Annotated in this window: 25 protein-coding genes; 7 read left to right on the top strand and 18 right to left on the bottom strand. The window is 65.4% G+C overall.

The window, feature by feature from the left end; genetic code table 11:
• The first annotated feature begins 11 nt into the window (after positions 1-11).
• Entirely contained in the window at positions 12-1,364 is a 1,353-nt protein-coding gene (hslU, locus tag CD932_RS12190; RefSeq protein ID WP_094443606.1) for an ATP-dependent protease ATPase subunit HslU, read from the top strand.
• 215 nt (positions 1,365-1,579) lie between these two features.
• Positions 1,580-2,365, top strand: coding sequence for a helix-turn-helix transcriptional regulator (locus CD932_RS12185; RefSeq protein WP_094442881.1), 786 nt, complete (start codon positions 1,580-1,582; stop codon positions 2,363-2,365).
• Here the strand turns inward: CD932_RS12185 and CD932_RS12180 are convergent.
• From CD932_RS12180 to gpmA, 17 genes are all read right to left on the bottom strand, one after another.
• Positions 2,338-4,575, bottom strand: coding sequence for a patatin-like phospholipase family protein (locus tag CD932_RS12180; RefSeq protein ID WP_094442880.1), 2,238 nt, complete (start codon positions 4,573-4,575; stop codon positions 2,338-2,340). The two genes, CD932_RS12185 and CD932_RS12180, sit on opposite strands and share 28 nt — an antisense overlap.
• 29 nt (positions 4,576-4,604) lie before the next feature.
• Complete coding sequence (locus CD932_RS12175; RefSeq protein WP_254926563.1) at positions 4,605-5,192, bottom strand: type II secretion system protein N; 588 nt, start codon at positions 5,190-5,192, stop codon at positions 4,605-4,607.
• A 20-nt stretch (positions 5,193-5,212) separates the two neighbouring features.
• Positions 5,213-6,433 carry a type II secretion system inner membrane protein GspF gene (gene gspF / locus CD932_RS12170; protein WP_094442879.1) on the bottom strand — a complete coding sequence of 407 codons (1,221 nt, stop codon included), beginning with the start codon at positions 6,431-6,433 and terminating at the stop codon, positions 5,213-5,215.
• Between the two features lie 10 nt (positions 6,434-6,443).
• On the bottom strand, positions 6,444-7,871 hold the full coding sequence (gspE, locus tag CD932_RS12165; protein ID WP_094442878.1) for a type II secretion system ATPase GspE: 1,428 nt from the start codon (positions 7,869-7,871) through the stop codon (positions 6,444-6,446).
• A gap of 10 nt (positions 7,872-7,881) precedes the next feature.
• A complete protein-coding gene (gspD, locus tag CD932_RS12160) occupies positions 7,882-10,137 on the bottom strand; it encodes a type II secretion system secretin GspD (protein WP_094442877.1) in 2,256 nt (751 codons plus the stop codon).
• Entirely contained in the window at positions 10,134-10,910 is a 777-nt protein-coding gene (locus CD932_RS12155) for a type II secretion system protein N (protein ID WP_094442876.1), read from the bottom strand. The genes gspD and CD932_RS12155 overlap by 4 nt, the downstream gene beginning before the upstream one ends.
• The gene (gene gspM / locus CD932_RS12150) at positions 10,907-11,440 is read right to left on the bottom strand and encodes a type II secretion system protein GspM (protein WP_094442875.1); all 534 of its coding nucleotides are present in this window, start codon (positions 11,438-11,440) and stop codon (positions 10,907-10,909) included. The genes CD932_RS12155 and gspM overlap by 4 nt, the downstream gene beginning before the upstream one ends.
• A complete protein-coding gene (gene gspL, locus CD932_RS12145; protein WP_176460937.1) occupies positions 11,437-12,666 on the bottom strand; it encodes a type II secretion system protein GspL in 1,230 nt (409 codons plus the stop codon). The genes gspM and gspL overlap by 4 nt, the downstream gene beginning before the upstream one ends.
• A 19-nt stretch (positions 12,667-12,685) precedes the next feature.
• A complete protein-coding gene (gene gspK, locus CD932_RS12140; RefSeq protein ID WP_094442873.1) occupies positions 12,686-13,654 on the bottom strand; it encodes a type II secretion system minor pseudopilin GspK in 969 nt (322 codons plus the stop codon).
• The gene (locus CD932_RS12135; RefSeq protein WP_094442872.1) at positions 13,651-14,298 is read right to left on the bottom strand and encodes a type II secretion system protein J; all 648 of its coding nucleotides are present in this window, start codon (positions 14,296-14,298) and stop codon (positions 13,651-13,653) included. The genes gspK and CD932_RS12135 overlap by 4 nt, the downstream gene beginning before the upstream one ends.
• Positions 14,298-14,693: a type II secretion system minor pseudopilin GspI gene (gene gspI / locus CD932_RS12130; RefSeq protein WP_094442871.1), complete on the bottom strand. Its 396-nt coding sequence runs from the start codon at positions 14,691-14,693 to the stop codon at positions 14,298-14,300. Before gspI ends, CD932_RS12135 begins: the two co-directional genes overlap by 1 nt.
• Entirely contained in the window at positions 14,693-15,166 is a 474-nt protein-coding gene (gspH, locus tag CD932_RS12125; RefSeq protein WP_094442870.1) for a type II secretion system minor pseudopilin GspH, read from the bottom strand. The genes gspI and gspH overlap by 1 nt, the downstream gene beginning before the upstream one ends.
• A 20-nt stretch (positions 15,167-15,186) precedes the next feature.
• Positions 15,187-15,639, bottom strand: coding sequence for a type II secretion system major pseudopilin GspG (gspG, locus tag CD932_RS12120; protein ID WP_094442869.1), 453 nt, complete (start codon positions 15,637-15,639; stop codon positions 15,187-15,189).
• A 101-nt stretch (positions 15,640-15,740) separates the two neighbouring features.
• Positions 15,741-16,514, bottom strand: a complete 774-nt coding sequence (locus tag CD932_RS12115; protein ID WP_094442868.1) for a molybdopterin-synthase adenylyltransferase MoeB — start codon at positions 16,512-16,514, stop codon at positions 15,741-15,743.
• A gap of 6 nt (positions 16,515-16,520) precedes the next feature.
• Positions 16,521-18,011: a S41 family peptidase gene (locus tag CD932_RS12110; protein WP_094442867.1), complete on the bottom strand. Its 1,491-nt coding sequence runs from the start codon at positions 18,009-18,011 to the stop codon at positions 16,521-16,523.
• A 32-nt stretch (positions 18,012-18,043) separates the two neighbouring features.
• Positions 18,044-19,585, bottom strand: coding sequence for a murein hydrolase activator EnvC (locus CD932_RS12105; protein ID WP_094443604.1), 1,542 nt, complete (start codon positions 19,583-19,585; stop codon positions 18,044-18,046).
• Positions 19,586-19,662: 77 nt separating this feature from the next.
• Positions 19,663-20,409, bottom strand: coding sequence for a 2,3-diphosphoglycerate-dependent phosphoglycerate mutase (gene gpmA, locus CD932_RS12100; protein WP_094442866.1), 747 nt, complete (start codon positions 20,407-20,409; stop codon positions 19,663-19,665).
• Positions 20,410-20,514: 105 nt separating this feature from the next.
• Between gpmA and CD932_RS12095 the strand changes: the two genes are divergently transcribed.
• The 5 genes from CD932_RS12095 (at position 20,515) to CD932_RS12075 (ending at position 23,496) form a co-directional block, all read left to right on the top strand.
• Positions 20,515-20,946, top strand: coding sequence for a rhodanese-like domain-containing protein (locus CD932_RS12095; protein ID WP_094442865.1), 432 nt, complete (start codon positions 20,515-20,517; stop codon positions 20,944-20,946).
• A gap of 42 nt (positions 20,947-20,988) precedes the next feature.
• Positions 20,989-21,255 carry a glutaredoxin 3 gene (gene grxC, locus CD932_RS12090; RefSeq protein ID WP_094442864.1) on the top strand — a complete coding sequence of 89 codons (267 nt, stop codon included), beginning with the start codon at positions 20,989-20,991 and terminating at the stop codon, positions 21,253-21,255.
• 171 nt (positions 21,256-21,426) lie between these two features.
• Entirely contained in the window at positions 21,427-21,897 is a 471-nt protein-coding gene (secB, locus tag CD932_RS12085) for a protein-export chaperone SecB (protein ID WP_065310238.1), read from the top strand.
• A gap of 114 nt (positions 21,898-22,011) precedes the next feature.
• On the top strand, positions 22,012-22,455 hold the full coding sequence (locus tag CD932_RS12080) for an SH3 domain-containing protein (protein WP_176460936.1): 444 nt from the start codon (positions 22,012-22,014) through the stop codon (positions 22,453-22,455).
• A gap of 3 nt (positions 22,456-22,458) precedes the next feature.
• Positions 22,459-23,496, top strand: a complete 1,038-nt coding sequence (locus CD932_RS12075; protein ID WP_094442862.1) for an NAD(P)H-dependent glycerol-3-phosphate dehydrogenase — start codon at positions 22,459-22,461, stop codon at positions 23,494-23,496.
• Positions 23,497-23,502: 6 nt separating this feature from the next.
• Here CD932_RS12075 and CD932_RS12070 read toward each other — a convergent pair whose 3' ends face one another.
• Entirely contained in the window at positions 23,503-23,847 is a 345-nt protein-coding gene (locus tag CD932_RS12070) for a cupin domain-containing protein (protein ID WP_369679830.1), read from the bottom strand.
• Positions 23,848-23,858 lie beyond the last annotated feature (11 nt).

Raw genomic sequence — 23,858 nt, 5'->3', positions numbered from 1 at the left:
CAACTATGATCATGAACATGACCCCGTCGGAAATCGTCACCGAACTCGACAAACACGTGGTGGGCCAGGCCAAGGCCAAGCGCGCCGTCGCCATCGCCTTGCGCAACCGCTGGCGCCGCCAGCAGGTGGCCGAGCCGCTGCGCCATGAAATCACGCCGAAGAACATCCTGATGATCGGCCCCACCGGCGTTGGCAAGACCGAGATCGCGCGCCGCCTGGCCAAGCTGGCCGAGGCGCCCTTCATCAAGATCGAGGCGACCAAATTTACCGAAGTCGGCTATGTGGGCCGCGACGTCGACACCATCATCCGCGACCTGATCGACATCGGCATCAAGCAGACCCGTTCGCTGGAAATGAAAAAAGTGCGTGCGCGCGCCGAAGATGCGGCCGAAGACCGCGTGATCGATATCCTGGTGCCGCCGGCGCGCGACTTCGGCTTTACGCCGAACACGGCGGCGGCGGTCGATTCGGGCAGCGGCGACAGCACGCGCCAGACCTTCCGCAAGCGCCTGCGCCAGGGCGAGCTGGACGACAAGGAAATCGAGATCGACCTGGCCGAGGCCGGTCCGCAGATGGAATTCATGGCGCCGCCTGGCATGGAAGAGATGACCGAACAGATCAAGTCCATGTTTTCCGGCGTCGGCGGCACGCGCAAGAAGGCGCGCAAGGTCAAGATCAAGGAAGCGCTCAAATTGCTGGTCGAGGAAGAAGCGGCCAAGCTGGTCAACGAGGATGAACTGAAGCAGAAGGCGATCCAGAACGTCGAGCAGAACGGCATCGTGTTTCTCGATGAGATCGACAAGATCGCCTCGCGCTCGGAGTCCGGCGGCGCCGATATCTCGCGCGCCGGCGTGCAGCGCGACCTGCTGCCGCTGGTCGAAGGCACCACCGTCAATACCAAGTACGGCATGATACGCACCGACCATATCCTGTTCATCGCCTCGGGCGCGTTTCATCTGTCGAAACCGTCGGACCTGATCCCGGAACTGCAGGGCCGCTTCCCGATCCGGGTCGAACTCGAATCGCTGTCGATCTCGGACTTCGAACGCATTTTGACCAGCACCGACGCCTGCCTGACGATGCAGTACGAAGCGTTGCTGGCGACCGAAAACCTGACATTGCAGTTCGCGCCCGAAGGCATCACGCGCCTGGCCGAAATCGCCTATTCGGTTAACGAGCGCACGGAAAACATCGGCGCGCGCCGCCTGCATACGGTGATGGAAAAGCTGCTCGAAGAAGTGTCGTTTACGGCCAGCGAAGGCAGCGGCACCGGCGAAAACCTGCTGGTGATCGACGCCGCCTATGTGAACGAGCGCCTCGAAGCGCTGTCGGTCAACGAAGACCTGTCGCGCTACGTGCTGTAAGCAACAAGCCAGGCCGCCTGAGGACGCCCCCGGTGGGGCGTCCCCGATCAGGCCATCGGATGCCGCCAGGCTGTTCGGTGCCACGCGCCTGGTTCGGCACGCACAATGACAGTGTCGGCGCTTTTTCCCCGAAGTACCATAACCTTGTGCAAAGTGGCATAAACAGCTACATTCGGTATCGCCATACGCGACCAAACTTGCACAAAGGATAAATCATGAGCTCACCCGAACTGGTGCTGCGCGTGCTGCGCACCGAGCTGCGCGCCGTCGGCATGACCTACAAGGTGCTGGCCGAACGCATCGGCATGAGCGAATCGAGCGTCAAGCGCATGTTCGGCCAGCACGACATGTCGCTGTCGCGCCTGGCCCTGATCTGCAAGGCGGCCGGCATCGCCATGGAAGACGTGCTGCGCGGCGCGGCCGACATCACGCCGCATGCCGATACGCTCACCCTGGTGCAGGAAAAGTCCCTGGTGACACAGCCGCGCCTGCTGCTGGTGGCAATCTGCTGCCTCGGGCACTGGAATCTGGAACAGGTGGTGGAAACGTATGCGCTGACGCAGGCCGAATGCATCGTCTACCTGGCCGAACTGGACCGCCTGGGCCTGATCGAACTCAAACCGCTGAACCGCTACAGCCTGCGCGTGTCGAACGCCTTTCACTGGCTGGCCGACGGCCCGGTGCAGCAGTATTTTCGCGAGCACGTGGTGGCCGATTATTTCGGCGGCCATTTCGACGGCGCCGGCGAAACACTGATGTGCATCCCGGCCCGGCTGAGCCTGCCCAGCGCCCAGGAGATGGTGCAAAAGATCCGCCAGCTGGCCGAGGAACTGGCGCGGCTGCACCAGAACGACCGGCGGCGCGCTGCCGAAGAGCGCGATGGTTTTACCTTGCTGCTCGGCTTTCGCTCATGGGAGTTTGCCGCGTTTACGGCCTTGCGCCGCCCCAAGGCGGCGCCAGGCAATACGCCACTTCACCAGGCCGGCCCGAGGAACAAGTAAAGCGTGCTGTCGCCGCCCCTGGTCGCGCCGCCGGCCACATACACCGGCCCGAAGCGCGTGTCGACCGAGACAAAGGCGCTGCCGGCCTGGGTGAATTTGCTGGCCTTCCAGCGTTCGCTCTGGTCGAAGCCGCCGCCCATCTCCAGCGAAAAGCCGGCCCGCACGGCGCCGCCGAAGGTGGCCGGCAGCGCACCGATGCGGCGCGCCATCACCACCCTGGCCAGCGCCACGCTGCGCCCCGTCACCGATTCAAACTGCGTGCCCGACAGGCGCAAAAAGCCGCCCAGGCTCAAAGGCGCCTCGCCACGCTGGGCGCGCGCCCATTCGCCATACACGTGGCCGGCCCAGTTGCCGCGGCCGAAGGCTTTCAAGGCCGTCACGGCCGAGCGGCCCAGGCCCGCCTCCCCCGCGCCCGGCGACGGCGAGTGCATCCAGGTGGCGTCGAGCAGCGCGCCGCGCGTGGGGAAACCGGTGCCGTCGAGCGTATCGATGCGGAACTGCACGAACTGATTGGTGCCCAGCGCGCGCTCTTGCGGCGCGTTCGGGTCTGCGGGAATCACCACGCGGCCCTTGAGCTCGCTGTGCGTGACGCCGATCTGCAGGTCGCCCCAGTAGCCGAACTGGCGCCCCAGCACCAGCGTGGCGCCATGGCCGCGATAGGCCATGCGGGCGCTACGCCGGCCCTTGTCGAACAGGTCGACCGACGACGAGGTGTATTGCAAGGTGGGCGCGATATACCACGGGTTGCCGGCGCCCAGCGGCTGCCAGAACTGCACCCCGAAGTTGCGCGTGGTGCCGATCTGCGCCATGCTGCGCAACTCGCCGCCCCAACTGTTCAGGTTCGAGGCCACATGCAGCAGCTTGAGGGCAAAGGTATTGCTGTCCTTGAAGTCGCTGCCCAGCTCCAGCCCCACCCGCAGGCGGTTGCTGGCCCACGGCGCCTCGACCGCATTGATGGTCACCGTGCGCTGCTCGCCGGCATCGACCACCCCGGTTTCCACGCGGGCGATATCGCCGCGGCCATACAGGCGCGCGGCCGCCTGCTGCACATCGGCCTGGCTCACCAGCTGGCCTTCGACCAGGCCAGCTTGCGCCTGCAGGGTGCGCGGATTGATGTCGCCTTCGCTCTCGATCGCCAGGCGCGTGAGCGGCAGGGCGACGTCGAGCAAGGCCGGCGCGGCCAGGCGCAACTGCTCGCGCGCCGCGTATTGCTCCGGCGGCAGCGCCAGCGGCGCCAGGCGCGCAGCCAATGCCTGCGCCGCCTGCTCGCCGGCGCGCATGGCGCGCGCGTAGTTGGCAAAATCGAGGAAACTGACGCCCGAGAGGTCGGGCGCCACCAGGATATCGTCCGGGCGCAGTTCCTTGAGCGAGCGCTGCACATTCTGCTCGGTAAGAATCTGCAGCATCTGCTGCGCCACGCCGATCGCGCTGCCCAGCTCTTTTTCAGGCGCCAGCGGCGTGCCGACGTTGACGGCGATAATGATGTCGGCGCCCATGGCGCGCGCCATGTCCACCGGCAAATTGCGCACCAGGCCGCCGTCAACCACCAGCCGGTTGTTCACCCGCACCGGGGCAAACACGCCGGGCACGGCCAGCGAGGCGCGCATCGACAGGAACAGCGGCGTGTCGACCAGCTCCACCAGTTCGCCATTGACCAGATCCGAGGCCACCGAGCGGAACGGCAACGGCAAGGCGCTGGCAGGTCGGTCGCGCATGCCAGGCGGCAGCAAACGGTTCAAGGCCCTTTCCAGCGCCGCGTTGCTGGCGGCGGCCGGCGGCGTCGAAATGCCGTCGCGGCTGACGCCGAACTCGATGCGCGAAGACAGCAGCAAGTCTTCCTCGCGGCGCCGGAACGCCAGTTCCTCGCGCGGCGGACGGTCGGCCACCACCCGCTGCCAATCGGTTTCGCGCGCCATTTTTTCCAGGTCCGCCACCGAGGCGCCGGCCGCATACGCGCCGCCGACCACGCCGCCCATGCTGGTGCCGACCACGAGGTCGACCGGCACATGCAGCTCCTGCAGCACTTTCAGCACGCCGATATGGGCAAAGCCGCGCGCGCCGCCGCCCGACAGCACCAGCGCCACTTTTGGCCGCGCGGGTTTGGCTGCGCCAGTTGCGGCCTCGGCTTGGGGCGCGGCATGGACCGCAGCGAACGGCAGGCAGCACAGCGCTGCCACGCAGGCGGCAAGGACGGCACGCAGTGACAACATGGGGACTCCCGGGGTAAGGGCGCGCGAACTCAATTCGTCGGCGAGTTCGGCGGCGCTTGATTGGTGGTGACCTGCCCGGCCGGCGCCACCGTCACGGGCGCACGCTGGCCTTCCATCGGCAGCGGCGGCGGCACCAGCGAGTTCGCCGCAGGCTGGGGCTGGGCCACCGGTGCCGGCATGACGGCGGGCAGCGGCGTCACCGACGGCAGCGCCAGCGCCTTGTCGTCGGCCACCAGTTCGATGCGTTTGCGCACGCCGCCGTCCTGCAGCAGCACGTAGCGCGCCTGCACTTCGCCGACCGTCACGCCGGGCGCCACTTCGCTACCTGTCGGGTAGGCCTTGGCCGGCTGGCCGTCGGTGGCGATGATGGCCACGCTGCCGCGGCCATTGGCGGCGGCCACCACGCCGCGCAACTGGTAGTTGCTGGCGGTGGCCACGCTGACCTGGCCGCCGAACAGCGCGGCGCCGGCCTCCACGCTGGCGTCCTGCACGATGGGCACCGGCGGCGGGTTGATCGGCCTTTGCTCCGCCTTGAACAGCTGCATGGCCCAATAGGCCAGCGACACGGACAGCGCCACCAGGGCGAGCAAAGTTGTAAATTGCGGCAGACGCTTCATGATTTCCTAGATGTGTTCTGTTAACGTACCAGCTGGTTGATTTCAATAATCGGCATCAGCACGGCCAGCACGATCAGCAGCACCACCACGCCCATTGCCAGGATCAGGGCCGGCTCGAGCAGGCCGGCGATGGTCAGGGTGCGGCGTTCCAGATCCTGCTCCTGGGCGCTGGCGGCGCGCTCCAGCATGGCCGGCAATTCACCGGTGATTTCGCCGGCCCGTATCATGTGGATCAGCATCGGCGGAAAATGCTTTTGCGCCGACAGCGCGCGCGCCAGGCTGACGCCCTCGCGCACGGCGCCGCTGGCCTCCCGCACCAGCTCCTGCATCGCCACATTGGTCAGCGTGTCGCGGCTGGTGTCGAGCGCGCGCAGGATCGGCACGCCCGAACCGGTGGTAATGGCCAGCGTGCTGGCAAAGCGCGCCGTGTTCAGGCTGCGCTCGAACTTGCCGTACAGGGGGGCCGTCAGCAGCCAGGTATGCCAGCGCCGTTTCAGGGCCGGCTGCTGCAAGGCGCGGCGCCAGACCAGCCAGGCAGCGACCAGCGCAACGCCCACCACCAGGCCATAGTGGCGCACGAAGTCCGACAGCGCCAGCATGATCACGGTCAGCACCGGCAGCTTCTGCTTGGTATTGGCAAACACCGAGACGATCTGCGGCACCACGTAGGTGAGCAGGAAGATCACGATCGAAAACGCCACCACCGTGACGATGGCCGGGTAGGTAAACGCCAGCTTGACCTTCTGCACCAGCGCATTGCGCCGCTCGATATAGTCGGCCAGGCGCGACAGCACGCGCGACAGATGGCCGATCTGTTCGCCCGAGGCCACCAGCGCGCGGTAGATCTCGGCAAAGTCGCGCGGATGGCGCGCCAGCACGTCGGAAAACGCGGCGCCGCCGATCACCTCGGAGCGGATCGAGGCGATCAGGTCGCGCAGGTAAGGCCGCTCGGCCTGTTCCAGCAGCGCGGAAAACGCCTGTTCCAGCGGCAGCCCCGCTTCGAGCAGGCTGGCCAGCTGGCGCGTGAACAGCGCCAGCTCGGTACTCGACAGGCGCTCGCCGAAGCCGCGCCGGCGGGTGACGCCGGCCGCATCGACCTGCGCCGCGATCAGGTCGACGGCCAGCGGCACCAGGCCTTGCAGGCGCAGTTCGGCGCGCGCGGCGCGCGCACTGTCGGCATTGAGCACGCCCTTGCGGGTGGCGCCGACGGCGTCGACGGCTTCATAACGGAATGCGGGCATGGTGGCGGGCCTAGTCTTTGGTCACGCGCAGCAGCTCGGCTTGCGTGGTGGTGCCGTCGCGCAGCCAGCGTTCGCCGTCTTCGCGCATGCCGCTCATGCCGTCGTGCAAAGCCACGGCGCGCACATCGGCTTCCGAAGCGCGGTTATGAATCTGCGCGCGTATCTGTTCGGTGGTGCGCAGCAGCTCGTAGACGCCGACGCGGCCCTGGTAGCCGGTGTGGCCGCACTGCTCGCAGCCGACCGCCTGCCAATATCCGCTTTGGCCATCGAAGCTCTTGCAGGCGCCGCAGAGCTTGCGCACCAGCCGCTGCGCCAGCACGCCCAAGAGCGACGACGACAGCAAAAACGGTTCGATACCCATGTCGAGCAGGCGCGTCACCGCCGCCGAAGCGTCGTTGGTGTGCAGGGTGGCCAGCACCAGGTGACCGGTCAGCGAGGCCTGCACCGCAATCTGCGCCGTTTCCAGGTCGCGGATCTCGCCGATCATGATCACGTCCGGGTCCTGGCGCAATATGGCGCGCAGCGCCTTGGCGAACGTCATGTCGATGCGTGAATTGACCTGCGTCTGGCCCACGCCCGCCAGGTCGTATTCGATCGGGTCTTCCACCGTCAGGATATTGGTGGTGGTGGCGTTGAGCATCGACAGCGCCGCATACAGGGTGGTGGTCTTGCCCGAACCGGTCGGCCCGGTGACCAGCACGATGCCGTGCGGCTGGGTGATCAGGCCGTCGAACTGGCTCAACATGGGCGCGCTCATGCCCAGGTGCTGCAGATCGAGCCGCCCCGCCTCCTTGTCGAGCAGGCGCAGGACGGCCCGTTCGCCGTGGCCGGTGGGCAGGGTCGAGACGCGCACGTCGACCGGTTTGCCGCCCACGCGCAGGGTGATGCGGCCATCCTGCGGCAGGCGTTTTTCGGCGATGTCGAGCTGCGCCATGATCTTGATACGCGAAATGAGCGAGCCGTGGATGGCTTTCCTCGGGCGCACTACGTCGCGCAGGCTGCCGTCGATGCGAAAACGCACCACCGAGGTCTGCTCGAACGGCTCGATATGGATGTCGGACGCGCCTTCGCGCAGCGCTTGCGTGAGCAGCGCATTGATCATGCGGATCACCGGCGCGTCGTCGGACGACTCGAGCAAATCCTCGATCGCCGGCACGTCCTGCAACAGCTTGGTCAGATCGAGGTCGGCGTCGAATTCGTCGGCCATCTGGGTGGCGTTGCCGCCACCGCCGGCATACGCGCCGGCAATCGCCGCGTCGAGTTCTTCGCGCGCCAGCACCTTCAATTGAATCTGGCCGAAACGGCGCGACACTTCGGCGATCGCCGACGGCGCCGTCGACACGGCCACCAGCACTTCGACCGCGCCACCGTCCTGCGCGCCGGGCCGCGCCAAGAGGCCAAAATCGCGCGCGTAGGCGTAAGGAAGTAGATTGCTCATGGCTGGCCGATCACTGTTGCGGGGGGTTTTGCAAATTCTGCTGCTGGTACTGCTGCAGCATGGTCGGCGGCGTGGCGGCGTTGGCCGGCGCGCCTGGCGGCGGCAGCGGCGCCGCCGGTACCGGGCGCGTCACCATATTGCCGCCCACCGGCTGGCCGTCCTGCAGGGCCGGCAACACCGGCGTGCCCAGGTCTTTCAGCATCAGGTTGCCGGTGGCCGGCACGGCGGCCGATTCGGCCGAGCGCATGTAGTCGTAGCGGTCCGACGCCAGGGTGCCGCTCTGCTCCTTGTTGCGCACGATGACAGGACGCAGAAAGATCATCAGATTGGTTTTCTTGCGCTCGCGCGTCTGGTATTTGAACAGATTGCCGAACAGGGGAATGTCACCGAGGCCGCGCACTTTTTCCGCATTGTCGCCGGTGCTGTCCTCGATCAGGCCACCCAGCACGATGATCTGGCCATCGTCGGCCAGCACGTTGTTTTCGATCACGCGGTTGTTGATGGTGATGCCGCTGGGGGCCGACGCCGTCGATTTGTCCACGCTCGAGGTCTCGTGATAGATGCCCAGCTTGATGGTGCCGCCCTCGGAAATCTGCGGGCGCACCTTCAGCGTCAGGCCCACTTCCTTGCGGTCGATGGTCTGGAACGGGTTGCTATTGTTGCCGGACGAATTGGTGAACTGCCCGGTCAGGACAGGCACGTTCTGGCCCACCTTGATGGTGGCCAGCTCGTTGTCCAGGGTGATCAGGTTCGGCGTCGACAGGATATTGGCGTTGCCGTCGGACTCCAGCGCATGGGCCAGCGCGCCCAGGCCCAGCGCGCCGTTGATCTGCTTGAAGATGCCCAGCGTCAGGCCGCCCGTCGGCAGCACGGCGCCCTTGCCGGTGGCCAGCGCGCCAATATTGTTGGTGGTGCCGCCGGCGAACGACTGCAAGGCGCCGACGCGGTAGTTGCTGGTGCTGTCGCCGGACAGGCCCAGCCACTGCACGCCGAATTCCGAGGCCTTGGCCGACGTCACTTCGACGATCAGCGCCTCGATATACACCTGGGCGCGGCGCACGTCGAGCTGGTCGATCACGGCGCGCAGATTGCGGTAGACCGCTTCGTTACAAGTGAGGATCAAGGTATTGGTCGAGGCGTCGGCCTGGATGAAGCCGGCCGCGCCGCCCGAGGACAGCTGCTGCGGACCGTTGTTGAGCGAGGCGCCGCCGGTGGTGCCGCTTTGCGTGCCGCCACCGAGGCCCGAGCTGTTCATGCCGCTGTTGTTGACGCCCTGGTTGCTGTTGTTATTGAGCGAATTGCTATTGGTGTTCGTGCCCTGCTGTGCGGTAGCGGCCGAGCCGTCCGAGGTCACCACCGAGCGCAGGGTCTGCGCCAGCCTGGTGGCATCGGCGTTCTTCAGATACACCACGTGCACATTGCCCAGCTGCGTGGTCGGCTGGTCGAGCTTGGAGATCAGCGACTTGGCCAGGTTGGCGCGCGCCGCCGACGGCGCGCGCAGCACCAGCGAATTGGTGCGCGGGTCAGCCAGCACCGACACCTTGCCCGCCTCGGCGGCCGTACCGGCGCCGGCACTGCCGCCTTCCATCAGCTTGTTGACCATCGCCGCCAGATCCGAGGCGATCGCATAGCGCACCGGGATCACGTCCATGTCGGTCGACGCCGGCACGTCGAGCGCGGCGATGATCTTCGCCATGCGCTTGAGGTTGTCGGCGTAGTCGGTGATCACCAGCGAGTTGTTGCCCGGATTCGCGTTGATCGTGTTGTTCGGCGAAATCAACGGGCGCAGCACGGCCAGCAGGTTGGCCGACGATTCGTAGTTCAGGTAAAACACCTGGGTGGCGATCTGGTCGCCCTTGACCTGGCTGCTGCCGTTGCCCACCTGGGTCGGCACCGACTGCAGCTTGGCGTCCGCTTCCGGCACCACCTTGGCGTAGCCGTCGCCCGACACCACCGCATAGCCTTGCAGGCGCAGGGCCGAGGCCAGCAGCGCAAAGGCCTGCGTCTTGCTGATCGATTTTTCCGACACCAGGGTAATGGTGCCCTTGACGCGCGGGTCGATCACGAAATTGATGTTGGTGTAATGGCCCACCGCCTTGATCACCGACTCGATGTCGGCGCCGACGAAGTTGAGCGCCGCTTCATCGCCGGGCGCGGACCAGGCGGGCGCAGGCATGCCGGCCACCGAACAGCACAGCAAGGCGGCGGCGGCAAGGCGGCGCAGCGAGAAGGGAGGTTTGATTGGGCTCACGGATGATTTTTTCATTGTCTAAACTCTAGGGCGATGATGTTTTTTTCGCTATTGCTACGGCGCTGTCCCAGCAAATTCAACAAACTCGCCAAGGTCTCTTCATATCCTGCTGCGGCCTGGGCCTGGCCGGAAAACTGCATGCGCCCCTGATGCAAACTGCCGCTGCCGTCGAGCAGCAAGGGGCCCTTCATCGAGCGCAGGGTCAAGCTCGCGTTCTGCCCCTGCCAGTCGAAATCGAGTTCATAACTGCCCAGCGGACGCAGCGACGACAGGCGCGAGGCCATGTCCGTCATCTGCAAGGTGGTGCGGCCAACGGCGGAAAACTGCCGCTGTTCCAGGGCCAGCTGCAAGGTGCTCCACGACAGCCGCATGCTGCCGGTCGGCGCCACCGTGTTCAGGGGCGCGCCCAGGCCCCCCAGACCATCGGCCGGCAGCAACAGCGCCGCCGGGCTGACCTGCCAATGCGACCAGGAGCCACGCAGGTTGACCGGCTGCGACAGCGCCTCGGTGTTTTGCAGTTCGATGTCGACCGCCCCCCACAGCACCGACGGCGCAATGCGCCAGTTGAAGCGGCCGGGCAACAGCGGCGTGACGGCGCCGCCGGCACTGGCCGCGCCGCCGATAAAGGCCGAGCCGCGCCACAGGGTACCTTGCGCGTCGCCCAAGGTCAAACGCCCTCCCGTCTGCTTTTCGACAATGCCGGCCACCCAGGCAGCCGGAAAGAAGACCAGCAGGGTCAGGCACACGCTGACGACGATCGCCAGCAGCCAGAGCACCATCCGCTTCATCGTGTCACACCCGGGCTCTGGTGCAGCGACAAGGTGGCGTCAACCATGCCGGGCTTGCCTTGCGCCGTGATCTTCGCGTCCTGCACCGCGATGCGCCCTTCGCGGCGCAAGCCGTCGAGCCACAGCATGACGCTGGCAAACGGCACGCCGTTCAACTGCACGCGCGCATATTCACCGGTCAGTGACAGCGATTGCGGCGCCAGGCCGCGCGCCCTGAGCGAGGCGTCGAGGCCCTCGCGGTTCATGGGCGCCACCTGCACCGGCGCCTGGCGCGACAATTCGCCCGCTTCGCGCGCCAGCGATTGCAGCACGGCCGCCTTCTGGCGCAGCTCGGGCAGGCTCTTTTGCAGCGCGATGCGGCCATTCCAGGCCGGCTCGAAACACACCGCGTACACCAGCGCCACGCCGGCCACCACCGCGCCGATGGAAAGCAACTTGCGCTCCTGCGCCGTGCGTTCGGCCCAGAAGGCCTGCAGCGCCTGCTGGCGCGCGGCCAGTGCCGCCCTGCCCTTGTTCAATGCGATGCTCATGCTGCGGCTCCCGTGGCGACCGTAATTTTCCAGACGCCCGGCTCGGTCTCGTTCAAGGCCAGCTTGCGCGCGGCCAGTCCCTGTTTGACCTGCGCCTGCGCGCTGGCGTCGACCATGTCGGGCTTGATGCGCACGATCAGGCTGCGCTCGCGGTATTCCAGCGAGGCCACCACGCCGCGCCCGGCCAGGCCCCCCAGGGCCTCGCCCAGCGCCGCGCTCATGCTGGTGAAGTCGTCGATGCTGGCCTGGCCACCCTGCAGACGGGCGGCGGCGATATTGCGCCGCATCTGCTCCGCTTCCAGGCCAAACACCGGCGCCTCGTTCGGATACGCGGCCTTGAAGGTTTGCTGCATCGAGGTGTTCACAGTGGCCGCTTCGCGCTTCAGGCGCGACCATTCGATATTGATGCCAAGCAGGTTGACGATCACGGCAAGCAGCGCCAGGCGCAATGGCCAGCGCCAGCGCACCCAGTCGCGCGCGGCCGCGCCGCCCGCCCCCAAGGCCGGCGCCAGATCCAGCGGCGCGCTCTTGCTGGCGGCGATCCAGTGCGCCCAATGGTCCGGCTCCACCGTCACGCCGGCCACGTCTTGCGCCAGCTGCCGGTACTGCGCCAGTTCATCCTGCGCCACGTAGAGCGTCAGCGGCACGTCGCCGGCAAACGCGCGCGCGGTCGCCAGCGCCGGTTGCGGCTGCGCCGGCAGCACCAGGCCCAGGCCTTCCTGCGGCGCCTGGCGCAAGGCCAGTTCGATGCCCTGGCTGCCCGTGTGCAGGCTGGCCGCTACGCCGCCGGGCGGCAAGGGCAGGCACAATTGCGATGGCAGCACGGCCACCTTGCGCGCGCCCTGCGCCAGCAAGGCCTGCACCAGCACGCCGACCCAGGCGCGCTGCGCCACGGCCACCGTGCGCAGGCCGGCGGCGTCAGGCGCGCCGGCAGCCAGCACGCAGTCCTGCGCGTCGCCGAGGATATGTTCCTCCACCAGCCCAGGCAGGGCCGCGCGCAGGCGCGCGCCGGCCAGCGGCGGGGTCTTCAGGCGCAGCAAGGTGACGTCGGCCGCCGCCAGCAACAGCACCACGCGTTGCGCGCCGGCGATCAGCTGGCCCAGGCTGCCCAGGGCGGCACTGCCCTGCTGCTGCAGCGCACCGCCGTCGCCGGCCAGCACGAAGGCGCACACTGCGGCGGCGTCAAGGGACGCCTTGGCCGGGTGGCGGATATACAAAGTTGTCAAAGGAACTCGCTTTCAGGTTTTAATTTTCCCGCAACCAGACCAGGCTGGTGGTGCGCTGTGGGTTCGGCTGGCGCCACACCAGCGCCTGCGCGTCGAGCGCCGCGCGGTCCAGCCGCACCCGGATCACGGTGAGGAAATACTGGCTCTTCACATCGATATCCACACCGTCGATCACGTTCTTGCCGTTAATATTATTCTTGAAGTTGCCCGCATCGACAAACTTTTTCCGTGGATTGCTCAAGGTCAGCGCGCTCGCTTCGGAAACCGACATGTCGGTCACCGCCGACAGCACTTCGGCCGAGGCGGTATTGACGTTGACCGGCGTTGCCTGCGGCAGCACGATCACGTAATCGCGCAGCGTTTCGATCGCTTGCGCGGTATAGCCGGGCACCGCCAGCAAATCCTCGATCTGCGTCATGGCCACCGGCTCGCTGCCGCCGGAGGTAGCGGTGTCGGTTTTTTTGTCGCTGCCATCCGTCGGTGCGCGCGTCCTGGGACGCGCGCGCGCCACCGCATCGGCAGTGGCCTGCGCCAGGGCGCTATCGAGCCGCAAGTTGGCGAGCAGGCGCTGGTAAGCGCGCAACTGCCCGGGACTGGGCATGCCCGTGATATCGACCAGGTTGGTCAGATTGAAACGCGCCTGCGCATCGAGCGCGCGACCCGACACGGTGGCGTCGAATTTCTCCATCTCGACCTTTTCACGGTCGACGTAATCATCGAGGCGCGCTTCCTCGATCGGCGTGGCCCAGATGCCGTCAAGCGCCGTCAAGGACGGATTGTCCTGGCGCAGCCAGAAGCGGGCAAAGTCGACCATGCCGCGCATGGCCCATTGCGTCTGCAGGCGCTGGCGCTGGTTTTCCATCGAGCGCACCTGCACCTGCTGCTGCCAGAACAGGCTGGCCACCACCGTGATGGCCAGCGCCGTCAGCAGCAGGGCCGTGATGACGGCCACGCCGCGCTGGCGGGAGGGAACGATAAACGGTTTCATCCCGGCCCCAGCAGGAAAACCTTGGACAGGCCGGCGGCCTGGCCCGGCAGCTGCAAGGTCACTTCCAGGCCGGCCAGGTCGTCGGTCTTGCTGCCGGCGCCCAGGGTGATCCAGTCGGGCGTGCCATTGCTGGCCAGGCTGCGCTGGCCGCGCATCGCCATGCTGCCGACGCCGCGCAGCAGCACCACGCTGGCGTTGGCGCCATCGGTATCGTCGCGCGCCGCCTGCCACAGGGTGTCGAGCACGGCCAGGTCGCGCGTGCCGTTCGACTCGCGCCGCGTCAGCACGCCGCCGACCAGGCGATAAGTTACCACCTGCAGTTGCTGCGGCTGCTGCTCGGCGACGGCCTGGCGCACCAGGATCAGGCGGTCCGGCTCGGCCGACAGGTAGCTGCGGCCATTGAGCAGGGTCTTGCCGCCGGCGGTGACGGCGCTGGAACCGGCCAGGTGCTCGCAATCGCTCTGCATCTGCGCAAACGTCAGCTGCATGCCGCGCGACTGCTCGAGCTGGGCGTTCAACACCTCGCGCGAGCGCACGATGCTGTCCAGGCCACGCCAGCCCAGCACGGCGACCATCGCCAGGATGCCGATCGCCACCAGCAGTTCGATCAGCGTAAAGCCCGCGGCCGAATGTGGGCGCGCCATCAGTCGTTGAACGCCAGCAGGACCAGGCGCACGATGCGCCGGGCCGGGTACTGCGCGTCATAGACGTTCACGCGCACTTGCCGCATGCGCGGATTCGGCGTGGCCACCACTTCTTCTTCGCAAATCAGTTTCAGGTCGCCCTGCGGGCAATCCTCGGTCCGCTTGCCGGTCTGCGGAAAGGTCTTGGCCAGGCGCAGGCGCACCAGATGGTTTTCGGCCGACCAGGTGGCCATCATGGCGCTGCGCAGGCCGTCGCTGTTTTGCGTCAGGCTGCCCACCGCGCGCAGGGATGCGCCCAGCGCGGTGCCGACGATCACCAGCGCGACCAGTACTTCTAGCAGCGTGAAACCGCGTTGCGATGCAAGCAGAGGCGGACGGCGGGAAAGACAATTCATTATTGCTCGACCGTAAAGTGGCCGATGCCGTCGGCGCGGATGGCGACGCTGCGCTCGCCGCTGGCCAGGGTCAGCACGAAGGGCTTGTCGACCGGCTCGCGGCCGAACACGATGCGCAGCGGCTGGGCCACGCTGGTCGACGGCTGCACGCTGAGCAGCATCGGCGTATTGACAAAGCTGCGCTCGCGCAGCAGGTCATCCTTCGTCACGGCCTGCCACAGCTTTTCATTGAGGACCAGAAAACGGTACTGGTTTTCATCGGCTTCGAACGCCACCTGCCGGCTGCGCACGATGGCTTCATCGCGCGCCAGTTGCAGCAGCAGCGCGATGCGCTCGGCCTCTTTTTGCAGCGCCTGCTGGCCGTTGGGCATGGCGTTGAGCGACACCAGGCCCAGGGTGATGCCGATAATGACCATCACCACCAGCAGTTCAATCAGCGTAAAGCCGCGCTGCAACTGGCGTTGGGCACGCATGAAAGGCATGGAATAAAAGCTTACTGGTCCCAGGAGCCGATATCGGCGTCGTCGCCGCTACCGCCTGGCTGGCCGTCAGCGCCCAGCGAGATGATGTCGACTTCGCCCTTCAGGCCCGGCGACAGATACTGGTAGGGATTGCCCCATGGGTCTTTCGGCATTTTTTCCAGGTAGCCGCCCGCTTTCCAGCCATTCGCGGCCGGGCCGGCGGTCGGTTTTTCCACCAGCGCGCGCAAGCCCTGCTCGGTGGTCGGATAGCGCTGGTTGTCCAGCCGGTACAGTTTTAATGCCTGCATCACGGTGGCGATATCGACCTTGGCGGCCGCCACTTTCGATTCACCGGTACGGGCGATCAGCTTGGGCACCACCAGCGAGGCCAGGATGCCCATGATCACCACCACCACCATGATTTCGATCAGCGTGAAGCCGCGCGCGCGGCGCTGCGGTATCGAACGGGTTGCTGCATTTTGCATAAGAAAAGAGAGAAGTAGGTCAGTGGAATGCAGAGTATAAAGCCGAAATATGACAAAGCTTGTCATATGGGGACAATTTACGAAAATTTATCGCCGCGTGTTCAGACTGACAAGACGCATTGGGCCGCTTGATCGCCACACACCGGGCAGGCCGGGTCGCGCGCCACGCGCATGCTGTCCCACTCCATGCGCAGGCCGTCGAGCAGCAGCAAGCGCCCCGCCAGCGACTCGCCGATGCCCATGATGAGCTTCAACGCTTCGGCCGCCTGCATGCTGCCGACCACACCCACCAGCGGCGCGAACACGCCCATGGTGGAGCAGGCCTCGTCGGTAAACGACTGGTCCTGCGGGAACAGGCACGAGTAACACGGCGCGCTGCCCGTGCGCGTATCGAACACGCTGACCTGGCCGTCGAAGCGGATCACGGCGCCCGACACCAGCGGCACCCTGTGCGCCACGCAGGCGCGGTTGACGGCGTGGCGGGTGGCGAAATTGTCGGTGCAGTCGAGCACCACCGTGGCGCAAGACACCAGTTCGGCCAGGCGCGTGTCGGCAACGCGCTCCTGCAGCGCCACGATCTCGATCCCGGGATTGATGTCCATCAGCGTCATGCGCGCCGAAGCGGCCTTGGGCTGGCCCACGCGCTCGGTGGTATGGGCGATCTGGCGCTGCAGATTGGTCAGGTCGACCGTATCGTCGTCGACCAGCGTCAGCGTGCCGACGCCGGCAGCGGCCAGGTACATGGCGGCCGGCGAACCGAGGCCGCCGGCGCCGATCACCAGCACCCGCGCGGCCAGCAGCGCCTGCTGGCCTTCGATGCCGATCTGGTCCAACAGGATATGGCGCGAGTAGCGCAGCAGCTGGTTGTCGTTCATCGGCGCTCAGGGCTTGCGGACGGGGATCTTCTTGTCATCGGCCTTGATATCGGACTTGATCTCGGGCTTGTCGCTGATTTTGTCGGCCTTCGGACCGGCCTTGGACAATTGCACCGGCAGGCCCTGGAAGTGGTTCAGCGCCTGCTGCAATTGAAAATCGTCCTTGGCGCCGTATTCGAGCGGCTTGCGCTTTTTTGCCGTGGCGATCAAACGCTGCTCTTCTTCCAGTTGGCTTTGCACGGCGCCCAGCGTCGGCGCGGCCGCTTCGGGCTTGCCGTCGTCGCTGTTCAGGTGTTTTTCCAGGTCCGCTTCGCGCACGCGCAGGCTATTCCAGCCGTCGCCGTCGGCCGTTTCATCGACCAGCAGGTCGGGCACGATGCCGCGCGCCTGGATGGTGCGCCCTTTCGGCGTGTAGTAGCGCGCCGTGGTCAGCTTGACGGCGGTGTCGGCCGTCAGCTGGCGCAAGGTCTGCACCGAGCCCTTGCCGAAGGTTTGTGTGCCGATCACGGTGGCGCGCTTGTAATCTTGCAGCGCGCCGGCGACGATTTCCGAGGCCGAGGCCGAGCCGGCGTTGACCAGTACCACCAGCGGCACGGTTTTCAGCGCCACCGGCAGCTTGGCCAGCGGGTCGGCCTTGGCGCCCGGTGGCGCATAGAACTCGCGTCGGCCGTAGAACACCTGTTTCGATTCCGGCAACTGGCCGCTGGTCGAGACGATCACCGAATTGCTGGGCAAAAAGGCGGCCGACACGCCGATGGCGCCCGGCACCACGCCGCCCGGGTCATTGCGCAAGTCCAGCACCAGGCCCTTGAGCTTGGGGTCCTGCGCATACAGGGCGTTGATCTTCCTGACCATGTCGTCGACGGTCGGCTCCTGGAACTGGGCAATGCGCAGCCAGGCGTAGCCGGGCGCGACCATCTTGGCCTTGACGCTTTGCACGCGGATTTCCTCGCGCACGATGGGAAATACCAGCGGCTTGCTGTCGCCCTTGCGCGACACCGTCAGCACCAGCTTGCTGTTCGGCTGGCCGCGCATGCGCTTGATGACCTCGTCGAGCTGCAAGCCCTTGAGCGGCACGTTGTCGAGGCGGGTGATCAGGTCGCCGGCCTCGATGCCGGCCTTGGCGGCGGGGCTGTCCTCGATCGGCGAGACCACCTTGACGTAACCGTCTTCCATGCTCACTTCGATGCCGATGCCGACAAATTTGCCCTGCACGCTTTCGCGCATTTCCTTGAAGGCACTCTTGTCCAGATAGACCGAGTGCGGGTCCAGCGACGCCACCATGCCGGCGATCGCTTCGGACAGCAGCTTCTTGTCTTCCACCTTTTCGACATAATCGCTCTTGATCAGGCCAAACACGTCGGACAGCTGGCGCAGTTCATCGAGGGGCAGCGGCGCGCCGACCTTTTGCGCGATGGCCGGGAACTGCAGCGTGGCGCCGATGCCGGCCAACAAGCCCAGACCGATCAAGACTATGCTTTTTACTTTGATGCCCATGTGTGATTCGCAATCTGCAAGTACGTTGTTTCTTAAAACTTGACCCAGGTGGCGGGATCGAAGGCACGGCCCTGATGGCGTAGCTCAAAGTATAGCCCCGATTCCTCGTTGCCGCCGCTGTTGCCCGCGCTGGCGATCGCGTCGCCGCTTTTGACGCTGTCGCCGGCCCGTTTCAACAGGGACTGGTTATTGCCATAAATGCTCAGGTACTGGCCGCCATGGTCAACGATGATCAGGTTGCCGAAGCCGCGCATCCAGTCGGAAAACACCACGCGGCCGGCGGCCACGGCGTGCACTTCGCTGCCTTCGCCGGTCTTGATGAACACGCCCTTCCAGCTGGGACCGTCACCGCGCTTGCTGCCAAAGCGGGCCGCCACCCGGCCCGACACGGGCGCACGCAACTGCCCTTTCAGGCTGGCAAAGGCGCCGTCCGGGGGTGCCGACGCCAGGGTCGGACGGGCCGGCTCGGGTTTCGGCTCGGTTTTCGGCTCGGGTTTCGGTTCGGGCCTGGGTTCCGGCTTCGGTTCGACCCTGGCGATCCGCGGCGGCTCGTCGTTGTCGATCGGCTCGAGTTTTACAGGCGGGACCGGGACCGGGACCGGGACCGGGACCGGGACCGGCACGGGCGTCTGCGGTTTGATCTTTCCCGTTTTGCTCTGCTGCTCGCGCGCCAGGCGTTCGCGCTCGGCCAGCGCCCGTGCCTGTGCCTGGGCTTCTACCCTGGCACGCGCGGCGAGCAAGCGCTCACGTTTTTCCTCGGCGACCTTGGCGGCGGCGGCCGCCTTCGCGGCGGCGCGTTGTTCTGCCAGCAATTGCTGGCGTTTCTTTTCAGCGGCGGCCGCAGCCGCCTGCTCTTCGATCAGCTTGGCCAGCTTGTCGACCAGGTTGCCCATGCGCTGCTCGTCGCGCTCGACATTGCCCGCTTCCTTGCGCTTGGCCACCAGGCGCTGCGACAGATTGGCCAGCATGCTGGCGCGGCGCGCCTTTTCCTGTTCCAGCACGACCTTCTGGTCACGCTCTTCCTGGGCGATTTCTTCCAGCTCGTCCTTGGCGTTCTGCACGTCGGCCTGGTTTTTTTCCACCGCCAGCAAGTTCGCGCGCAGCGATTCGAGCAAGCGCGCCTGCGCCTGCGACACATAGGCCATCAGCTGCAGGTCGCGGTTGATGCGGTTCGGGTTGTCGCCCGACAACAGCAACTTCATGCGGTCTTCATTGCCTGCGACATATTGCTCGCGCAGCAATTTCGACAATTGTCCTTTTTGTTTCTCCACCGTCGCTGTCAGCTCGCGGTGTTCTTTTCCCAATGCATTGAGCTTGACGCTGGTCTCGCTTTGCTCCTGCGCCAGCTCGCGCAGCGCACGGTTGGCGTTGGAGATCGCCTCTTCCGACTCGGCCAGGGTATCGGCGGCGTCGTCCTTGGCGCTCTCGGTCTGGCTGATATCGCGTTTCAGGGCCGTCAGTTTTTGCTGCAGGCCGGCGCGTTGCAATTGCGCAGCCGCCTTCTGCTTGCTGCGTTCGGTGGGTCTGGCGCCATGCGCGGCACCGCTGGAAAACAGCAGCGCCAGGCATAACACGGCGCCGGCACGCCAGGCCGGCAGGGGACGTTCAGCAGAGGGGGCGATCACTGTGCCGCGAAAAAAAGACTGCAAAGTTACTTGGCCTTCCCTTGGTTCGCCACGGCAGCCTGGGCTGCCGCAATCGCTGCCGGGTCGCCCAGGTAGTAATGACGGATCGGCTTCAGGTCGGCGTCCAGCTCATACACGAGCGGCTGGCCATTCGGGATGTTCAGGCCAACGATGTCGCTGTCGCTGATCCCATCCAACATCTTGATCAGGGCGCGCAGGCTGTTGCCATGGGCCGAAATAATGATCTTCTTGCCGGCGCGGATGGCCGGCGCGATTTCTTCGTCCCAGGCCGGCATCACGCGCGCCACGGTATCCTTCAGGCATTCGGTCAGCGGAATCGACGCTTTCGGCAGGCCGGCATAGCGGGGATCGTTGAACGAGGCGCGCTCGTCGCTCTCGGCCAAAGCTGGCGGCGGCGTGTCATAGCTGCGGCGCCAGACCAGGACTTGCTCGTCGCCGTATTTGGCGGCCGTTTCCGCCTTGTCCAGGCCCTGCAGAGCGCCGTAGTGGCGCTCGTTCAGGCGCCAGTCGTTCTTGATCGGCAGATACATCATGTCCATTTCGTCCAGCGCCAGCCACAGCGTACGGATGGCGCGCTTGAGCACCGAGGTGTAGGCCACGTCGAAGGTAAAGCCTTCTTCCTTCAGGATCTGGCCGGCGGCCCTGGCTTCGTTGATGCCCTTGGCCGTCAGATCGACGTCGGTCCAGCCGGTGAAGCGGTTATCGAGGTTCCAGGTGGACTCGCCGTGACGCATGAAAACGATTTTGTACATGGTTCTATCTTCTAAAAGGTTTCAATCAAAAAAGCAAAGGTAAAAAAGAACTGTTCCGGCTTCTATTTTATAATGCGCGCATTGCCTTAAACCATTGGACTCTTCGTGAAATTCATTATCGACCATATTTTTCTGCTTGCCATCGTCATCCTGTCGGGCGGCGCCCTGCTCTGGCCACTGCTGTCGATGCGCGGCAAACGCGCCACCGTACTCGAAGTGACGCAGTTGATCAATCGTGGCAAGACCATCATTGTCGACGTGCGCGCGCCGGAAGAATTTGCCAAGGGTCATCTGCCTGACGCCAAAAATATTCCACTGCCGGAACTGGCAAAACGCACGGGCGAGCTGGAAAAATTCAAAACGCGCCCCATTGTAGTGGTTTGCCAGAAAGGGTCGCGCTCCGCAACTGCGCTGGCCGTGCTGAGCAAGGCTGGCTTTACTGAAGCGACCAGCCTGGAAGGCGGCATCGATGAATGGAGCAAGCAGGGCTTGCCGTTGAAAACGCTGTCGCTGGCCAAACCGTCGCTGGCCAAATAAGGCCGGCCACTTTGCCTCAGGCACTCACATAAGGAGAACACCATGTCCGTCCCCGTCACCGTGTATAGCACCGCCGTGTGCCCGTATTGCATCCGCGCCGAGCGCCTGCTCGAAGCCAAAGGCGTGACTGTGCAAAAGGTGCGCGTCGACCTCGATCCGGCTGAACGCATCAAGATGATGGAACGCACGGGCCGTCGCACCGTCCCGCAAATTTATGTCGGCGAGACCCATGTGGGCGGTTTCGATGATCTGTATGCGCTCGATCAAGCGGGCAAGCTGGACCCCTTGTTAAATGGCACGGCAACCTGATATAAAGTGGGGTCGAGAAATTGCTTGGTTTTTGGCGGTATTGTTTTGATACAATTGCCCTCGTACCCCCGCAAGTTGCGCCTATCCGGCGCCGTTTGTTGAAAGCACCGTATTTGTACGCACCCTATTTGAACGGTGTGCCGTTCTTGTCCATTACAACGAAAGCGTTCCATGTCTGACGAAAATCTGCAACCAGTCTTCCAAATCCAACGCGTCTACCTGAAAGACATGTCGCTGGAACAACCAAATTCCCCAGCCGTGTTCCTGGAACAAGAAGCACCGGCCATCGAAGTCGCGCTGGACGTGGGCGCCGAGCCCCTGGCCGACGGCATCTTTGAAGCCACCGTGACCATCACCGTGACGGCCAAGGTTGGCGAAAAAGTCGCTTTCCTGGTTGAAGGCAAGCAAGCTGGTATCTTCGAAGCACGCAACATCCCTGCCGATCAACTCGATCCGCTGCTGGGAATCGGCTGCCCGAACATCATCTACCCTTACCTGCGCGCCAACATCGCCGACGTGATCACCCGTGCCGGCTTCCCGCCAGTGCACCTGGCCGAGATCAACTTCGAAGTGTTCTACCAGCAACGTCTGCAAGCGATTGCCGACGCGACCGCGGCAGCACCGAACGAAACCATCAATTAAGTTTCAGCATCACTTCGCCAGCCCGTCCTGGGTTGGCCAGACACGGCGGCTTGCTAACTTGGGCCGCCGTGTTTCATTCAAGGTTCACAAAACATCATGTTGAAAAATACGGTCATGAGCAAATTGCGTTGGATGTCGGGCGCCCTGCTGTTGCTGGCCAGCGCCGCCAGCCACGCCGTCGACTTCAAGACGGTCGGCGCCGCCCCCGTGATACTGTACGACGCGCCGTCCTCCAAGGGTGGCAAGCTGTACGTGGCGCCACGCGGCATGCCGCTCGAAGTCGTGCTCAGCTATGGCGAATGGGTCAAGGTGCGTGACGCCAGCGGCGAAATGGCCTGGACCGAGGCCAAGGGCCTGTCCGCCAAGCGCAACCTGGTGGCGCGCGTGGCCAACCTGAAAGTGCGCGCCAGCCCGGACGAGACCTCGTCGGCGGTGCTGTTGCTCGACAAGGGCGTGCTGCTGGAAATGATGGAACAGCCCGGTAGCGGTTGGATCAAGGTGCGCCACAAGGATGGCCAGGTCGGCTACGTCAAGACCAGCGAAGTGTGGGGCCTGTAAGCCATGCCCGTTCAAGACAGCAGTAACACCGCCACGCGCCGCCGCATCACCATCCTCGGCGCCGGCGCCTGGGGCACGGCAGTGGCGATGGCGCTGGCCGCCCGCCACGATGTGATGTTGTGGGGCCGCAACGCCGAGGCCATGGCCGCCATGGCCGCCAGCGGCGAGAACCCGTATTTGCCCGGCTTTGCATTGCCGCCGCAGTTGGCCATTGGCGCCGATATCGACGCCGCCGTCGCCCATGCGGCTGGCGAGCATGCGCTGCTGATCGCCGCCTGCCCGGTGGCCGGCCTGCGCCCGCTGCTGCTGCAACTGAAAGACCAGACCATTCCCAACCTGGTATGGCTGTGCAAGGGGTTTGAAAACGGCACCGGCCTGTTGCCGCACCAGATTTTCCGGGACATCCTCGGTGACAAGGTAGCCGGCGGCGCCCTGTCCGGTCCCTCGTTCGCGCAGGAAGTGGCGCGCGGCCTGCCGTGCGCGCTGACCATCGCCTCGCATGACCCCGTACTGCGCGCCTGCGTGGTGTCGGCCTTGCACGGCGGCAGTTTCCGCGTGTATGCCAGCGATGACCTGGTGGGCGTGGAAGTGGGCGGCGCCGTGAAAAACGTGCTGGCCATTGCCACCGGCGTGGCCGACGGCCTGGGCCTGGGCCTGAACGCCCGCGCCGCGCTGATCACGCGCGGACTGGCGGAAATCACGCGCCTGGGCACGGCGCTGGGCGGCCAGACGGAAACGTTCATGGGGCTGACGGGCATGGGCGACCTGATACTCACCTGCACCGGCGATCTGTCGCGCAACCGCCGGGTCGGCCTGGGCCTGGCGCAAGGCAAGGCCTTGGCCACCATCGTGGCCGAACTGGGCCATGTGGCCGAAGGCGTGCCCTGTGCGAAAGCCGTGCGCGAACTGGCGCGGCGCATGCAGGTGGACATGCCGATCACCGACGCGGTGGCCGGCGTGCTGTTCGACGGCGACTTGCCGCAGGAGATGGTGCAGCAACTGCTGGCGCGCGATCCGCGCGATGAAGCCAACCGGGTGTAAGCAGGCTTAGCGGCCGGCCTTGGTCATTAATATCGTCAGCAATAACAGACTGTCCTCGCGCGCTGCGAGCGCGTGGGCCTGGCCGCCGTTCAGATACACCATCTGCCCCGGCCCCAGCAACTGCACGCTGCCGTGGGCATCGAGCGCCACCTGGCCTTGCAGGCACAGCACGGTAGTTTCGCCCGGCACATGATGCTCGGGCATGGTCTTGCCCTTGGGCATGCACATACGGATCAGTTCCAGCTCGTCCGTCTTGGCCAGCGCGATGGCGGAAAACTGCGTCAGGTCCGCGCCGCTAGCCCCCAGCACATCGATGATCTGTCCTGAAGTTGCGTGGTGTAATGCCATCATGCGCTCCCTTT

Source organism: Janthinobacterium sp. PC23-8 (genome assembly GCF_002250505.1).
Lineage (GTDB): Bacteria > Pseudomonadota > Gammaproteobacteria > Burkholderiales > Burkholderiaceae_D > Janthinobacterium.
The sequence above is the reverse complement of the archived record's forward strand: the minus strand, read 5'-3'. Positions and strand labels throughout refer to the sequence as shown.

Excerpts from the sequence above, each read along its gene's own strand:
- gspG (WP_094442869.1), bottom strand. The coding sequence starts at position 15,639 with ATGCAAAATGCAGCAACCCGTTCGATACCGCAGCGCCGCGCGCGCGGC.
- CD932_RS12185 (WP_094442881.1), top strand. The coding sequence starts at position 1,580 with ATGAGCTCACCCGAACTGGTGCTGCGCGTGCTGCGCACCGAGCTGCGC.
- gpmA (WP_094442866.1), bottom strand. The coding sequence starts at position 20,409 with ATGTACAAAATCGTTTTCATGCGTCACGGCGAGTCCACCTGGAACCTC.
- CD932_RS12115 (WP_094442868.1), bottom strand. The coding sequence starts at position 16,514 with ATGAACGACAACCAGCTGCTGCGCTACTCGCGCCATATCCTGTTGGAC.
- gspI (WP_094442871.1), bottom strand. The coding sequence starts at position 14,693 with ATGAATTGTCTTTCCCGCCGTCCGCCTCTGCTTGCATCGCAACGCGGT.
- CD932_RS12070 (WP_369679830.1), bottom strand. The coding sequence starts at position 23,847 with ATGATGGCATTACACCACGCAACTTCAGGACAGATCATCGATGTGCTG.
- gspM (WP_094442875.1), bottom strand. The coding sequence starts at position 11,440 with ATGAGCATCGCATTGAACAAGGGCAGGGCGGCACTGGCCGCGCGCCAG.
- secB (WP_065310238.1), top strand. The coding sequence starts at position 21,427 with ATGTCTGACGAAAATCTGCAACCAGTCTTCCAAATCCAACGCGTCTAC.
- gspH (WP_094442870.1), bottom strand. The coding sequence starts at position 15,166 with ATGCGTGCCCAACGCCAGTTGCAGCGCGGCTTTACGCTGATTGAACTG.
- grxC (WP_094442864.1), top strand. The coding sequence starts at position 20,989 with ATGTCCGTCCCCGTCACCGTGTATAGCACCGCCGTGTGCCCGTATTGC.
- gspD (WP_094442877.1), bottom strand. The coding sequence starts at position 10,137 with ATGAAAAAATCATCCGTGAGCCCAATCAAACCTCCCTTCTCGCTGCGC.
- CD932_RS12110 (WP_094442867.1), bottom strand. The coding sequence starts at position 18,011 with ATGGGCATCAAAGTAAAAAGCATAGTCTTGATCGGTCTGGGCTTGTTG.
- CD932_RS12180 (WP_094442880.1), bottom strand. The coding sequence starts at position 4,575 with ATGTTGTCACTGCGTGCCGTCCTTGCCGCCTGCGTGGCAGCGCTGTGC.
- CD932_RS12175 (WP_254926563.1), bottom strand. The coding sequence starts at position 5,192 with ATGAAGCGTCTGCCGCAATTTACAACTTTGCTCGCCCTGGTGGCGCTG.
- gspK (WP_094442873.1), bottom strand. The coding sequence starts at position 13,654 with ATGAAACCGTTTATCGTTCCCTCCCGCCAGCGCGGCGTGGCCGTCATC.
- CD932_RS12155 (WP_094442876.1), bottom strand. The coding sequence starts at position 10,910 with ATGAAGCGGATGGTGCTCTGGCTGCTGGCGATCGTCGTCAGCGTGTGC.
- CD932_RS12075 (WP_094442862.1), top strand. The coding sequence starts at position 22,459 with ATGCCCGTTCAAGACAGCAGTAACACCGCCACGCGCCGCCGCATCACC.
- CD932_RS12135 (WP_094442872.1), bottom strand. The coding sequence starts at position 14,298 with ATGGCGCGCCCACATTCGGCCGCGGGCTTTACGCTGATCGAACTGCTG.
- CD932_RS12080 (WP_176460936.1), top strand. The coding sequence starts at position 22,012 with ATGAGCAAATTGCGTTGGATGTCGGGCGCCCTGCTGTTGCTGGCCAGC.
- gspE (WP_094442878.1), bottom strand. The coding sequence starts at position 7,871 with ATGAGCAATCTACTTCCTTACGCCTACGCGCGCGATTTTGGCCTCTTG.
- hslU (WP_094443606.1), top strand. The coding sequence starts at position 12 with ATGAACATGACCCCGTCGGAAATCGTCACCGAACTCGACAAACACGTG.
- gspF (WP_094442879.1), bottom strand. The coding sequence starts at position 6,433 with ATGCCCGCATTCCGTTATGAAGCCGTCGACGCCGTCGGCGCCACCCGC.